This is a genomic window from uncultured Maritalea sp. (assembly GCF_937139385.1).
Taxonomy (GTDB): domain Bacteria; phylum Pseudomonadota; class Alphaproteobacteria; order Rhizobiales; family Devosiaceae; genus Maritalea; species Maritalea porphyrae_A.
The window spans coordinates 1-14,075 of sequence record NZ_CAKZPW010000317.1; the positions used below are offsets into that span (position 1 = coordinate 1).

At 50.8% G+C, this 14,075-nt stretch carries 13 protein-coding genes; 12 read left to right on the forward strand and 1 reads right to left on the reverse strand.

All coding sequences use genetic code 11. The features are described 5' to 3' along the window. The 7 genes from Q0231_RS13025 to Q0231_RS13055 form a co-directional block, all read left to right on the forward strand. Positions 1-757, forward strand: a 757-nt coding sequence (locus tag Q0231_RS13025) for a PhoH family protein (protein WP_299348009.1), incomplete at its 5' end; no start/stop codon positions are given. A gap of 21 nt (positions 758-778) precedes the next feature. Then, the gene (gene ybeY / locus Q0231_RS13030; RefSeq protein ID WP_299348011.1) at positions 779-1,267 is read left to right on the forward strand and encodes an rRNA maturation RNase YbeY; all 489 of its coding nucleotides are present in this window, start codon (positions 779-781) and stop codon (positions 1,265-1,267) included. Between the two features lie 40 nt (positions 1,268-1,307). Beyond that, the gene (locus Q0231_RS13035) at positions 1,308-2,384 is read left to right on the forward strand and encodes a hemolysin family protein (RefSeq protein ID WP_269393330.1); all 1,077 of its coding nucleotides are present in this window, start codon (positions 1,308-1,310) and stop codon (positions 2,382-2,384) included. Positions 2,385-2,482: 98 nt separating this feature from the next. Then, positions 2,483-4,108: an apolipoprotein N-acyltransferase gene (gene lnt, locus Q0231_RS13040; RefSeq protein ID WP_299348012.1), complete on the forward strand. Its 1,626-nt coding sequence runs from the start codon at positions 2,483-2,485 to the stop codon at positions 4,106-4,108. A gap of 1 nt (position 4,109) precedes the next feature. Then, positions 4,110-4,514 carry a helix-turn-helix transcriptional regulator gene (locus Q0231_RS13045; RefSeq protein WP_269393328.1) on the forward strand — a complete coding sequence of 135 codons (405 nt, stop codon included), beginning with the start codon at positions 4,110-4,112 and terminating at the stop codon, positions 4,512-4,514. Positions 4,515-4,636: 122 nt separating this feature from the next. Continuing rightward, the gene (metK, locus tag Q0231_RS13050) at positions 4,637-5,806 is read left to right on the forward strand and encodes a methionine adenosyltransferase (RefSeq protein WP_269393327.1); all 1,170 of its coding nucleotides are present in this window, start codon (positions 4,637-4,639) and stop codon (positions 5,804-5,806) included. A gap of 3 nt (positions 5,807-5,809) precedes the next feature. Then, positions 5,810-6,538, forward strand: a complete 729-nt coding sequence (locus Q0231_RS13055; RefSeq protein ID WP_299348014.1) for a tRNA (guanine(46)-N(7))-methyltransferase TrmB — start codon at positions 5,810-5,812, stop codon at positions 6,536-6,538. 3 nt (positions 6,539-6,541) lie between these two features. Here Q0231_RS13055 and Q0231_RS13060 read toward each other — a convergent pair whose 3' ends face one another. Beyond that, positions 6,542-7,411, reverse strand: coding sequence for a DUF6544 family protein (locus Q0231_RS13060; RefSeq protein ID WP_299348016.1), 870 nt, complete (start codon positions 7,409-7,411; stop codon positions 6,542-6,544). 211 nt (positions 7,412-7,622) lie between these two features. On the opposite strand from Q0231_RS13060, the gene rimP reads away from it, so the two are divergent. From rimP to Q0231_RS13085, 5 genes are all read left to right on the forward strand, one after another. Further along, the gene (rimP, locus tag Q0231_RS13065) at positions 7,623-8,252 is read left to right on the forward strand and encodes a ribosome maturation factor RimP (RefSeq protein WP_299348018.1); all 630 of its coding nucleotides are present in this window, start codon (positions 7,623-7,625) and stop codon (positions 8,250-8,252) included. A 36-nt stretch (positions 8,253-8,288) separates the two neighbouring features. Continuing rightward, positions 8,289-9,965: a transcription termination factor NusA gene (gene nusA, locus Q0231_RS13070; RefSeq protein WP_299348020.1), complete on the forward strand. Its 1,677-nt coding sequence runs from the start codon at positions 8,289-8,291 to the stop codon at positions 9,963-9,965. A gap of 30 nt (positions 9,966-9,995) precedes the next feature. Then, the gene (locus tag Q0231_RS13075; protein WP_269393322.1) at positions 9,996-10,601 is read left to right on the forward strand and encodes an RNA-binding protein; all 606 of its coding nucleotides are present in this window, start codon (positions 9,996-9,998) and stop codon (positions 10,599-10,601) included. 11 nt (positions 10,602-10,612) lie between these two features. After that, complete coding sequence (infB, locus tag Q0231_RS13080) at positions 10,613-13,252, forward strand: translation initiation factor IF-2 (protein WP_269393321.1); 2,640 nt, start codon at positions 10,613-10,615, stop codon at positions 13,250-13,252. A gap of 100 nt (positions 13,253-13,352) precedes the next feature. Then, positions 13,353-13,991: a LysE family translocator gene (locus Q0231_RS13085; RefSeq protein WP_269393320.1), complete on the forward strand. Its 639-nt coding sequence runs from the start codon at positions 13,353-13,355 to the stop codon at positions 13,989-13,991. Positions 13,992-14,075: the final 84 nt, after the last annotated feature.

The following is a 14,075-nucleotide window of genomic DNA, read 5'->3' on the forward strand; positions in this document are numbered from 1 at the left end:
CGATGGCGTTATTCGCATGATCATCACAGAAGATAGCCAACTGACTTTGCCCACCTTTGAGAAAAAAGGCCGGGTCCGCATGGCACAAATCGCCACGCGAAAATCAACAATTGTGGCGCGTTCTCCTGCCCAAGACGGCTATATTCGCGCCATGGACCGCACCGAACTGGTATTCGGCGTTGGCCCGGCAGGTACAGGTAAAACGTATCTTGCGGTGGCATATGCGGCAACCTTGCTTGAGCGTGGTGATATCTCGCGCATTATCTTGTCACGCCCAGCGGTTGAGGCGGGCGAGCATTTGGGCTTTTTGCCCGGTGACATGAAAGATAAGGTCGATCCATACCTGCGCCCGCTATATGATGCGCTTTATGATATGATGCAGCCTGAAATTGTTGATCGCTGCATTGAAAACCACACGATTGAAGTGGCACCATTGGCCTTTATGCGGGGGCGCACATTGTCTAACGCCCTTGTAATTTTGGACGAAGCGCAAAACACCACAACCCAGCAAATGAAGATGTTTTTGACCCGTTTGGGTGAAAACTCGAAAATGATCATCACCGGTGACCCCTCGCAAGTGGATTTGCCACGTGGCGTCCGAAGCGGCTTGGTTGAAGCCTTGGACTTTTTGGCTGGTGTACAAGGCATTCATGTGACCCGCTTCACCGATAAAGATGTGGTGCGCCATGAATTGGTCGCCCGGATTATTCGCGCCTATGATAAAGCTGAAAAAAAGGCCATAGCCGCATCCAAATAGGGTGTGCTTTGGTATAAGCCATTGTCTGATTTTCAAATTGAAATTGATGTGCTGGTCCAAGACGACATGTGGTCGCCGGACTTGGAAGATGTGATTTTGCGCGCTGTCGCGGCTGCCATCGATCATCTTCAAATCGTGCCAGCCGGCCCGACAGAACTATCGGTTTTATTGACCAATGACGTCCACCAACATGAACTAAATGCCCAGTGGCGGGAAAAACAATCCACCACCAATGTGCTTTCTTTCCCACAAATTGAACCTTTTGCGCCCGTGTGCGGCCTTATTGGCGACATATCCTTGGCCTATGAAACCGTTGCAAAAGAGGCGCAGCTAGAGGGTAAAAGCTTTTCTGATCACGTCTCACACCTTTGTGTGCATGGATTTTTGCACATTTTAGGTTATGATCATCTCACCAGCGAAGACGCTGAAAAAATGGAACAATTGGAGCGCGATATACTTAGCGCTCTTGAAATCGGCGATCCATATGCCGAAATGGCGCTAGAACATTGAACTTTCCTAAGGGGTAAAACCGGCCATTGGCCGCAACGCAATGAACGACAAAGACCAACCCATCGCCGCGGCGCAACGGCCGCATCGTCAAAATGACGACAGTGCGAACACAAAAAACCCAAATACCGATGACAAGCAATCCTCTGATCGCAAGCTATCTTTTTGGGGTAAAATCCGAGCAAAATTGGCTTTTCGCGCCCCGACCCTGCGCCAAGATTTACAAGAGGCGCTGGAAGATTCCACCGCAAATGGCTTTGACGCCGCTTTTTCGGATGGTGAGCGGGCACTCATTCAAAACGTCTTAAATCTTTCCCAAATTCGCGTTGAAGACGTCATGGTCAACCGCGCCGATATTGAAGCGACCGAGGTTGATGACAGCGTTGCTGTTTTGATTGCACGCTTTCGTGAGGCTGGGCACTCTCGTTTGCCCGTGTACGACGATACGCTCGACAATATTGTGGGTATGGTCCACATCAAAGATTTGCTGCTGAGCCTATCAGAACCTCAAGAAACAAAAGACAAAAAGGCGCATCCCGAAAAACTGAAAACAGGCACATTGCGCGCAAAACTCGCCAACGCGGCGCTTGTGCGCGAAGTTCTTTATGTGCCCCCTGCAATGCCGGTTGGCAATCTATTGCAATCCATGCAAGCGACTCGCATCCACATGGCGATTGTTGTGGACGAATATGGCGGCACTGACGGTTTGGTGACCATTGAAGACCTGATTGAAGAAGTTGTAGGCGACATCGAAGATGAACACGATGAAGCCGAAGACATTCAAATCAGCCAGATAGATGAGAACACCTTCGTGGTAGATGCACGCTGTGAGCTTGATGATTTGTCTGTGGCTCTAGGGCCAGATTTTGTGCCTGGCGAACATGCCGAAGATGTGGATACTTTGGGCGGATTAGTCACCTCTATGCTTGATCGCGTACCGGTACGTGGCGAAGTTATTTCAAAACTACGCGATTTCGAATTTGAGATTATTCAAGCCGATCCACGTCGGGTCAAAACCATCAAAGTGACCCGTCGCAAGAGAAACTTGCGCCAACGGCCACGCAAACTCAAAATTGAAAGCAGCACACAAGCCGACGGCACAAAAACCGCGGCCGAATAAGAGCGATTTTGCCGCTTTGGTCAACTTGGCCTTGACGAAACCGCCTTCAAGCGTGAGCAATGTAGCGAACTGATTTGGTAGATAGGTAGCCCCGTTTCATGCTGGATAATTTCGCACAATGGTGCTTGTTGGCGCACGGCTGGCAGCGTTTAGCTGTCGCATTTCTTGCCGGGGCTTTTGCAGCTTTGTCGATGCCGCCGCTGTTTATTTTTCCGGCCCTTTTTGTCGCCTACCCAATTTTGGTGTGGTTGCTCGATGGGGTGGAAACACAATTGAGCGTGCGGCAAAAGCTATTTGGCCCCGCCTTTCGCATCGGCTGGGCCTTTGGCTTTGGTTATTTCACGCTCTCTTTGCACTGGATGGCGGGCGCGTTCTTTGTGGAACCAGATCTGTTTTTATGGGCGTTGCCGCTAGGGCTTTTCGGCTTGCCTGCCGTTCTGGCCATCTTTTGGGGATTTGGCACCGCCGCGGCGCATCTGATGTGGTCTGATTATGGCCAACGGATCTTCGCCCTCGCGGCCATTTTGTCCCTAACAGAGTTTTTGCGTGGTCACCTCTTTACAGGATTTCCGTGGAACTTGCCCGGATATGCCCTAAGCATTTCAGATCAAACCATGCAATTTGGCTCAGTGGTCGGCATTTATGGTCTCAGCCTTTTGGTGATGATTGTGGCCATGGCCCCCGCCACCATTTGGCCCCATCTGGATCAATCAAAAATGGCACGGTTTGCGCCAACGCTTGGCGGACTTGCTCTTTTGGCTTTGCTCTTTGGTTTTGGACATTACCAGCTTGGCGCCAATCCCACCCTTTATCGAGATGACGTGCGTTTGCGCTTGGTGCAGCCCAATATCGCCCAAGTGGAAAAATGGAAGCCGGAAAACGCGCAGCCGATTTTTGAAACGCTTTTGTCCCTTTCCGCCGAACGCAGCACCCCAAATGATCCCGGTTTGATTGCCGCCACGCACCTTATTTGGCCCGAATCGGTATTCCCATTTTTGGTGTCTGAGCGGCCAGATGCCTTGGCGCGCATCGCGCGGCTATTGCCAAATGGCACAAAATTGATCGCCGGGGCGGCCCGCAAGAACGTCGATCTAACCGGTCTTGGGCAAACACAAGAGGGGATCCTAAACTCCATTCTCGCGTTTAGCGATCAAGGCGAAATCAACGCCACATACGATAAATACCGCTTGGTCCCTTTTGGGGAGTATGTGCCGTTCAAACCCCTTTTGTCCCTCATGGGCATCAAGGAAATGGTGTCCGCGTCTGACAGTTTTGTGCATGGAGAGAAGCCAAATCAGGCGCTAAGGCCGTTGGGCACGCCAGCGTTCTTGCCCCTGATTTGTTATGAAGTTATTTTTTCAGGTGGGATGGGCAGTGCCATTGATCAAGCAGACTGGATCTTAAATCTCACCAATGATGCATGGTTTCAAGGCACCATTGGTCCCGCTCAGCATTTTGAACATGCCCGCATGCGCGCGTTAGAAGAAGGTTTGCCCTTGGTCCGCGTCGCCAACACTGGGCGCACGGCCATTGTGGATGCCTTCGGGCGGATCACCGCATCGTTGCCAATGGATGAAGCGCTTGTCTTGAACGCAAATTTGCCGCAAAGGCTTGAGAAAACATTGTTTTCGCAATATCGTCACATCATATTTTATTTGATTATTGGCGCTATATTGATTTCCACCTTTTTAAGGAATAGATGGCGTCGCAATTGGGAGAATTAACGTGTCCATCCCCCGCCCACGACAGCCGGACCAAGTAGATCAACATGTTGGCCAACAGGTGCGCTTAAGACGCAAAGCCTGTGCCATGTCGATGAAAAAACTCGCCCAAGCGCTTGGGATTACCTATCAACAGGTCCAAAAATACGAAACAGGCGCCAACCGCATTCCAGCGTCGCGTTTGGCCATGATTGCGGAACTGCTTGGCGGATCGCCTGGCGATTTCTATGCCGAATCGGCAGGTCAGGGATTTGGCGAAAGTGCGCAGTCATCTTTTTCCTCCCTCTCATCGCAAGAGCAAAGGTTGCTCAGTGCCTTTGATGCCATCCCCACCTCAGTGGCCAAAAACGCGCTGCTGGATATTGCGGATCAAATGGCTGCCCCCCATTTGCGCGAAAAAGCTAGGTGAATTCCATTTGATATAACGAATTCTTTATATCCATGTTGCAATTATGCAGGTCAAAGAATATCTCTAGGGTCAAACTTCTGCGCGAACCGCGTAGTTCAAGCCCTGAATGAAAGGCTTTGCTTGTGGCAAATTCGTCATATCTTTTTACTTCTGAATCTGTGTCAGAGGGTCATCCAGACAAAATCTGCGATCGTATTTCGGACGCTGTGCTTGATGCATTTCTAACTGCGGATCCTTATTCACGCGTTGCTGTTGAAACATTGGCCACAACCAACAAAGTTGTGTTGGCGGGCGAAGTGCGCGGCCCAGACTCAATTGACAAAGCGGCCATGGAAGCTATTGCCCGCGAATGCATCAAAAATATTGGCTATGAACAAGAAGGCTTCCATTGGGAAACCTGCGATGTTGATGTTTATGTACATGAGCAATCAGCAGAGATCGCTCAAGGTGTTGATGCCTCTGCCAGTAAAGATGAAGGGGCAGGCGATCAGGGCATCATGTTTGGTTTTGCGACCGATGAAACCCCAGAACTAATGCCAGCGCCCATTCAATATGCCCATAAAATCTTGCGCACCATGGCCACCGCACGCCACGCCGGCGAAGTGCCACAATTGGCGCCAGACGCCAAAAGCCAAGTGACATTGAAATATGAAGATGGCAAACCAGTTGGCACCACCTCTGTTGTTGTTTCAACCCAGCACATGGAGGGCGTCAGCCAACAAGAAGTGCGTGAAATAGTGCGCCCCTTCGTTATTAACGCGCTGCCAGATGGCTGGATGTGCGAAGAAGACGATTTTTACGTCAACCCAACTGGTGCCTTTGTCATTGGTGGACCTGATGGAGATGCGGGACTTACGGGCCGCAAAATCATTGTGGACACATATGGCGGTGCAGCCCCCCACGGTGGCGGCGCTTTTTCCGGTAAAGACCCCACAAAAGTTGACCGCTCTGCGGCCTATGCTGCGCGCTATTTGGCGAAAAATGTTGTCGCGGCGGGCTTGGCCAAAAAATGCGTGATCCAGCTTTCTTATGCAATTGGGGTGTCCAAACCCTTGTCGATCTTTGTCGATACATTCGGCACCGGTTCTGTAAACGAAGACAAATTGGGTCAAGTGCTCAACAAAGTGATGGACCTGTCCCCCCGTGGCATCCGTGAAGCTTTGCAGTTGAACAAACCAATTTATGAACGCACAGCGGCCTACGGTCATTTTGGACGTAACCCCACAAATGATGGTGGTTTTTCTTGGGAGCGTACCAACTTGGGCGAAGCAATCCGGTCGGAATTGACTTAATTTATGGCGCCCGCTTCTACCTCGCATTTGCGCAAAAAAGAATATGGCCTAGAGGCTGAACGAAAGGCCTTTTTTGGCCGCCGTTCAGCCCATAAGCTCCATCCGACCCAGCAAAAACTGGCCGATCAATTGCTGCCCAAGGTCAAGCTTGAATTGGGTGAAGGGCCCTTGCCGCTTACTCAAGTGTTTGAGCAGCCTGCGCCCCGCAATTTCATTGAAATCGGCTATGGCGGCGGTGAACACCTTGCCCGGCAAGCGCGCGAGAATAGAGACGCAAACTATATAGGTTGCGAACCGTTTATCGGCGGCATCGGCAAAATGTTGGCGGCGATTGATGATGATCAGCTCAAAAACGTCAAGCTTTTCACAGACGATGCTTTGCATCTTTTGAAGGCGTTGCCACAGGCCTCGTTTGATGGTGCCTATTTGCTCTATCCCGACCCTTGGCCCAAAAAACGTCATCATAAACGCCGCTTTATCAATTCGGTGACCCTAAGCGCCTTGGCCCGTATTTTAAAGCCGGGTGCAGAATTTCGCGTGGCAACAGACATTGAAGATTATGCAACTTGGGCCCTTGGCCAAGTGTTGCGCCATGATGAATTTTACTGGCCCCAAGCGGAAGCGGGTTCTTGGCATCAGCCCTGGGCCGGTTGGCAATCAACCCGCTATGAAGAAAAAGCCCGCAAAGAGGGGCGAGACATTTCGTTTTATTTCAGCTTTATCCGCAGATAGGGTTCAACGTGCAGGCTGATACTCAAGCGCTGTAACTTTCGCTTTGAAGAACGCGAAATAGTCGGGTGTCCCAAAATGGTTGCCCGCTTCAACATCACTCACAATCGTGATCCCATCATACGTTGCATAAGCATGGGCAATGCCCCCGAACGGCTGCAATTTAAAAGTTTGCTCGGGGTTCGCGTTGCTCCATCTGGGGATCAAGAACTCGATGGGGGCGCCACGCGTATCAATTTTGATATCGACAATTTGGTCAAAGCCCAAAGCGTTCACTTTCGCGCGGATCACATCATCCCCAAGCTCTTCCCATTCAACGCCAAATTGAGGCAATAGGGAAACGGGCGACCAGGCTGCCATTTCAACCACCATACGCCCAACGCCAGAGCGCAAATAGTCCTCATCCCCACCAGCGCGCGCAACGGGGAGGACACCCAGCAACCAAAATTTTGTCCAGCTTTGCTCATCCCATACCATGTCGCTGCCATTCATCGACATGGCTGTGTCATAGGTCTTTAGCGCCCAGGTGAAACCAGTTGGGGCCGCGTTATACTGCGTTGCGGTAAAAGGATAATAGCTATGCTCATTAGCGTCCCCCAATCCAAATTCGCCCACCATTTCAATCCGATTGATGGTTCTAAGTTGAGCATCGGGCGCAATCATAAAATTGAAGTAGCGCTGCACAGGTGCAGGCAGATGCGCCACCATCAAAGGGTCATATGTGCCACGTGCTGGGTCGATCTCATTCCATATGCGCAAATTGACCGTTTCAAGGTTTCTCTCATCGCTAAAGTTGAGCCACAGCGCAAACATACCAAAGGCCATTGCTGAAATGCTCAAAAACAAAAGAATAGACAAAATGACTGTCTTTAACATGGCGGCGCTTCCCCAGTTTTGCTGCAGCATAAGACGATACCTTGCACCAAATATCGTTGATGGAAGTCAACTGACGACAAAGAGCTGCCACAAATAGCCCAAACCGCTTGCAAATAGTGGATATTGGCAGTATATAACGTGCAAAATCTCAAATCGAATATGAGAGTGGGTGCCAGCAGGCCCCGCTCTTTTTTAATACCAAATGGGTCCAATGCACGTCGAACTAGACTTAAATGAGCAACGATATTGCCGCGAAGCTGGCCAGGAACAACGCGTTTCAGCGATCCTTGAGCCGGTAGCTCTTGATATGGGATATCGCCTTGTGCGTGTTCGCCTAACCCAAGACAATGGCTGCACGTTGCAGATCATGGCCGAAGATGCCCATGGTGACTTCAACATCACCGATTGTGAGAAGTTTTCAAAAGAGATTTCACCAATTCTTGATGTAGAAGATCCGATCAGCCGCGAATATCACCTAGAGGTTTCTTCTCCTGGTATTGATCGCCCGCTTGTACGCCTCTCCGATTTTGAACAATGGGTCGGCCATGAAGCAAAGATTGAGATCCAAAATATGGTCAATGGCCGCCGGCGCTATCGCGGCACCATTGAAGGTGTTGAGGGATCTGAAGTTTTGGTGCGGTTGCCCGATATTCCAGAAGGTCAAGAAGACCTGTACCGCATTGAAATCGAAAATTTGGCAGACGCCAAATTGGTGATGACAGATAAGTTGCTCGATGAAGCCCGCGCGCGCCAAGAGCTGGCGAGCCCATTGAACGACCCAGAAATTGAAACTGAAATTGATCAGACCCAAGAGTCTGGCGAGAATGATGGGGACGCTTAAAAGGCGTCCCAAGTTCCCTATCAAGGAGAATGAGACATGGCTGTCAGTGCAAATAGGCTCGAACTATTGCAAATCGCGGATGCTGTTGCGCGCGAGAAGTCAATTGATCGCATGATCGTCATCGAAGCGATGCAGGACGCTATTCAAAAAGCGGCCCGCTCACGCTATGGCGCAGAAACTGAAATTCGGGCTGAAATTAATCCCTCAACCGGCGAATTGCGCATGTGGCGCTTGCTCGAAGTTGTTGAAGAGGTTGAAGAATATAGCCGCCAGATTTCGCTGGAAGAAGCGAAACTGCGCAACGCAGACGCTAAGCTGAGCGATTTCATTACCGAACCTTTGCCCCCAATTGAATTTGGTCGCATTGCTGCGCAATCTGCGAAACAAGTTATCGTGCAAAAAGTGCGTGATGCTGAGCGCGAGCGCATGTATGATGAGTTCAAGGATCGCCTTGGTGAAGTCATCAACGGTACAGTTAAACGTGTTGAATATGGCAATGTGATTGTCGATCTTGGTCGGGGCGAAGCCATTATTCGTCGCGACGAATTGATCCCACGTGAAACATTCCGCTATGGCGATCGGGTTCGGGCATACATTCATGATGTGCGCCAAGAACAACGTGGCCCACAGATTTTCTTGTCACGTACGCACCCACAATTTATGGCCAAATTGTTCATGCAAGAAGTGCCAGAGATTTATGACGGCGTCATCAATATCCGCTCGATCGCTCGTGATCCAGGCAGCCGCGCGAAAATCGCTGTGGTGTCTAATGATTCTTCGATCGATCCAGTTGGTGCTTGTGTGGGTATGCGCGGTTCGCGCGTGCAAGCCGTTGTAAACGAGTTGCAAGGCGAAAAAATCGACATTATTCCTTGGACCGAAACTTTGCCTGATCTTGTGGTATCAGCTTTGCAGCCCGCCGAGGTGGTCAAAGTTGTGCTTGATGAGCAAGCAGAGCGCATTGAGGTTGTTGTGCCAGACGAGCAATTGTCTTTGGCCATTGGCCGTCGTGGCCAAAATGTCCGCCTCGCATCGCAATTGATTGGTTGGGATATTGATATCCTTACCGAGCAAGAAGAATCCGAGCGTCGTCAAAAAGAATTCGTTGAACGCTCAGAACTGTTCATGAACGCGATGAATGTTGACGAGATGGTTGCCCAATTGCTCGCATCCGAAGGCTTCTCTTCCCTTGAAGAAGTTGCCTATGTTGAGCCAATTGAAATTGCTTCAATCGAAGGGTTTGACGAAACGACAGCTGCTGAAATTCAAGCCCGTGCGGCTGAATATCTTGAGCAAGCTGAGCGTGAGCGCGATGAAGAGCGCAAAAAACTCGGCGTTGAAGATGAGCTTTATGAGATCCCAGGCATTACAGGGGCCATGTTGGTCGCTTTGGGCAAAGAAGAAATTAAGAACATCGAAGATTTCGCTGGTTGCGCCGCAGACGATCTAGTGGGCTGGACCGAGAAAAAAGACGGTGAAGTCAAACGCTTTGAAGGCACATTTAGTGAATTCCCAGTGAGCCGTGAAGAAGCGGAAGAAATGATCATGAGTGCTCGCCTGAAAGCGGGTTGGGTCACGCTTGATGATTTGTCCGCTGAAGAAGGCGAAGAAGAAGCACTAGATGGTGCTAACGAAACAATTGCTGAAGAAGCTGTTGAAGATGAAGCAGAGGCGGTTGCCGTTTCTCAAGATCCAACTTCACCCGCTGAATAAGCAAGAACTTAAAGGTGCAACAAAGGCTCAATGGCAGCAAATAAGCAAATTGCGACACGTGAATGTTGCGTGACGAAGGCAATTTTGCCAAAAACCGAGCTCATTCGGTTCGTTGTTGGGCCTGATGACCAAATTTTTCCAGATGTGACTGGAAAAGCAGGCGGTCGAGGCGTATGGGTAACCGCAACAGCTCAAGCTGTTGCGGATGCACAGAGCAAAAAAGCATTTGCCCGGGGTCTGAAGATGCCGGTCAAATTGCCAGACGATCTAGCGGGTTTGACCCAAAAGCACTTGGAAAACCAGCTGATCGGTGCTTTGCAATTGGCCCGCAAAGGCGGGTTCTTTGTAATGGGTTCTGCAAAAGTTCGCAGTGCCTTGGAATCAGATAAAGCACGCGCGCTGATAACAGCGAGCGATGCAAGCGACGATGGTCGACGCAAAATGTTGCAATTGGTGCGGGTTTTAGAACTCGAAGACACCTTGCCACATATCGACCTACTAGGTGGCGAACAATTGAGTTTGGCATTTGGCGGTAAAAATGTGATACATGCAGCGCTGGTAGGCGGCGCGGCAGCAAATTCGGCCATTGAGCGGTACAAAAGGCTTGTACGCTATGTGGCGAAAACTAATGGATGAGTGGCGAATATATGAGTGACAACGATAAAAGATCAGATGCAACACCAGGTGATGGGGACAAAAAGACCCTTTCGCTTAAGGGCGGACCTGCAGGTGGCGGGCGTCCAGGTGGCGGTCGGTCTTCTCGGACCGTCGTGGTTGAAAAACGCAGCCGCACTTTCACAGCACCTTCTTCAGGTGCTGCGCCTCGTCCAAAGGCAAGTGAAGGTGGCACTGCTGGTCGTCCAACAGGTCAGCGCCAACAACCGCGCCGGCAAGATGGCAACCGCAACAATCGCCCTGGACAGGGTGGGCGTCGTCAAGAACCAGCAAATACTGGCCTAACCAATTCAGAATCTGAAAAGCGCGAACGTGCTTTGCGGGCAGCTGCTGCACGCGCAGACGAAGAACGTCGCGCTCAAGTTGAAGCAGAACAGCGCCGTATTGACGAAGCTGCGCAACGCAAAGCAGATCGCGAGGCCGCAGAGCGGGCAGAAGCTGCAGAAGCCGCGCGTTTGGAAGCTGAACGTCTTGAACGTCAGCGCGAAGAAGCTGAAGCGGCAAAAGCAAAAACTGCAAAACCAGCTAAAGCCAAAACAAAACCAGCGCCAAAAGCTGATCCAGTGGCTGCAGAGCCGCCAGCGCCGCCAACTGAACGTGCGATTTCTAAAAATCCTGATCAGCTTGCGCGCAAAAAACCGTTGGTGCGCGAAGATGAGTTGGAGCGCGCCAAGCGGGCTGCAAAACCTCAACCAAGCAAAAAAGCGACCACCGATGATCGCCGTCAAACACGTCTAACCGTTACAACGGCGACCCGTGGTGATAGTGAACGCGATCGCGGTCACTCTTTGGCAGCCATGAAGCGTCGTCGTGCCAAACAACGTGGCAAAGGCCCGCAGACTCCTAAAGAAAAAATCTCACGTGAAGTGACCATTCCAGAGGCAATTACCGTACAGGAATTGTCAATTCGGATGGCAGAACGTGCGGTTGACGTGATAAAGTTCATGATGAGCCAAGACCAAATGGTCACCATCAACGATGTGCTTGACGCAGATACAGCCGAGTTGATTGCGACAGAGTTGGGCCACACCGTCAAACGTGTTGCCGAAGCTGATGTTGAAACGGGCGTGTTTGACGACGAAGCCGCTCGCAATCCAGAAGATTTGGCACCACGGGCACCAGTTGTGACGATCATGGGTCACGTTGACCACGGCAAAACATCATTGCTTGATGCGATCCGCGAAGCCAATGTGGTTTCTGGTGAAGCCGGGGGTATCACCCAGCATATTGGTGCTTACCAAGTTGAGCGTGATGGCCACAATATCACCTTCTTGGACACACCAGGCCACGAAGCTTTTACTGCCATGCGCGCACGGGGGGCTCAAGCCACCGATATTGCGATTTTGGTGGTAGCAGCAGACGATGGCGTGATGCCGCAAACCATTGAATCGATCAAACACGCTAAAGCGGCCGGTGTGCCGATTATCGTTGCGATCAACAAAATGGATAAGCATGAAGCTGATCCAAGCCGTGTGCGCAACGAATTGCTTCAACATGAAGTGTTTGTTGAAACCATGGGCGGCGATATTTTGGACGTTGAAGTGTCTGCGATGAAAAAGCAGAACCTTGAAGGCATCCTTGATGCGATCGTCTTGCAGTCGGAAATCTTGGAACTCAAAGCCAATCCAAAAGGCCGAGCTCAAGGTATTGTGATTGAAGCCAAACTCGACAAAGGTCGCGGTGCGGTAGCAACTGTTTTGGTTCAAAACGGCGAATTGGCCGTTGGCGATATTGTGGTTGCGGGTTCACAGTGGGCTAAAGTTCGTGCCTTGATCAACGATAAGGGCGAGCAAGTGAAAACAGCCGGTCCTTCAATTCCGGTTGAAGTGCTTGGATTTGCTGGCGTGCCAGAAGCGGGCGACTTGATTGGTGTTGTGGAACATGAAGCAAGAGCGCGTGAGATTACCGAATATCGTCAACGCGCAAAACGTGAAAAATCTGCTGGTGGTGGTGTAACATCGCTCGAGCAGATGATGAACCAGCTCAAAACTGAAGACTTGGCCAAGATCCCATTGGTGATCAAAGGCGACGTACAAGGTTCTGTTGAAGCCATTATCGGCGCATTGGAAAAACTGGGCACTGACGAAGTGTCGGCTCAGGTCTTGATCGGTGGCGTAGGTGGTATCACTGAGAGTGATGTGACCTTGGCAGCTGCTTCAAACGCTGTTGTGTTTGGTTTCAACACCCGCGCAAACAAGCAAGCCCGTGAAGCAGCGGCGCGCGAAGGCGTCGAAATCCGCTATTACAACATTATCTACGATCTCGTGGACGATGTGAAAGCGGCCATGTCTGGTCTATTGGCCCCAGAGGTACGCGAAACATTCCTGGGCAATGCGAAAATTTTGGAAGTGTTCAACATTACCAAAGTTGGTCGTGTGGCAGGTTGTCAGGTTACTGACGGCATGGTGGAACGTGGCGCAGGCGTCCGTTTGATCCGTGACGATGTGGTGATCCATGAAGGCAAGCTTTCAACGCTTAAACGCTTCAAGGACGAAGTTAAAGACGTGCATTCTGGTCAAGAATGCGGCATGGCGTTCGAAAAATACGAAGACATGCGCGCAGGCGATGTTATCGAATGTTATCGCGTCGAAGAGATCGAGCGCACGCTCTAATCTTAGACCGCATTTCAAATTTTTCTCATGGCGCCTTCTGGCGCCATGTTTGTTTTGGGCGTAAGTTCTTAAAACGTCACCATCAAGTAAAGCCAATCCAATGGACCCAACCCTTTATTTTGCTTTCATCCTTGCTGTTATCATTTTGGTCCTTACGCCGGGTCCCTCGGTCCTTCTGGGCGTGTCGCACTCGTTAGGATACGGATGGCGTCGTGTGTTATTCACAGCGCTTGGCGACGTGTGCGCCAATGTCATTCAAATGGCGCTTGCCGCAACGGGTCTTGGGTTGATCTTGGCCACATCGGCAACCGCGTTTTCGGCCCTTAAAATCATAGGTATTCTCTATTTGGTCTGGTTGGGCATCAAAACCATTCGGTCCAAAACAACCTTTCAAACGGGTGCGGTCAAGCATTTGCCACGCAAATCGAATTGGTGGCACATGCGCCAAGGCTTTGTGGTGGCCATCACCAGCCCAAAGGCCATAGCATTTTTCGCCGCATTCTTCCCCCAGTTCATCGACCCAAGCCAACCCTTGTTGCCTCAATTCATCTTGATGGCGACAAGTTTTGTCATACTTGATTATTCCACCGTAGTGGCTTATGCATTCATCGCTCAGCGCGCGGGCTCTAGTTTGGCCAAACGCGGCGCGGCACATTGGATCAACAAAATATCTGGCACAACGCTTTTGGTGGGCGCGGCCCTTTTGGCCACGATCAACAAATCAGCGGCTAGCCACTAAAAGGCAAAAAACATGAGCGGCGGAAAACTTCCTTCACAAAGACAATTGCGCGTAGGCGAAGTGGTACGTCATGCCCTGCCGGCC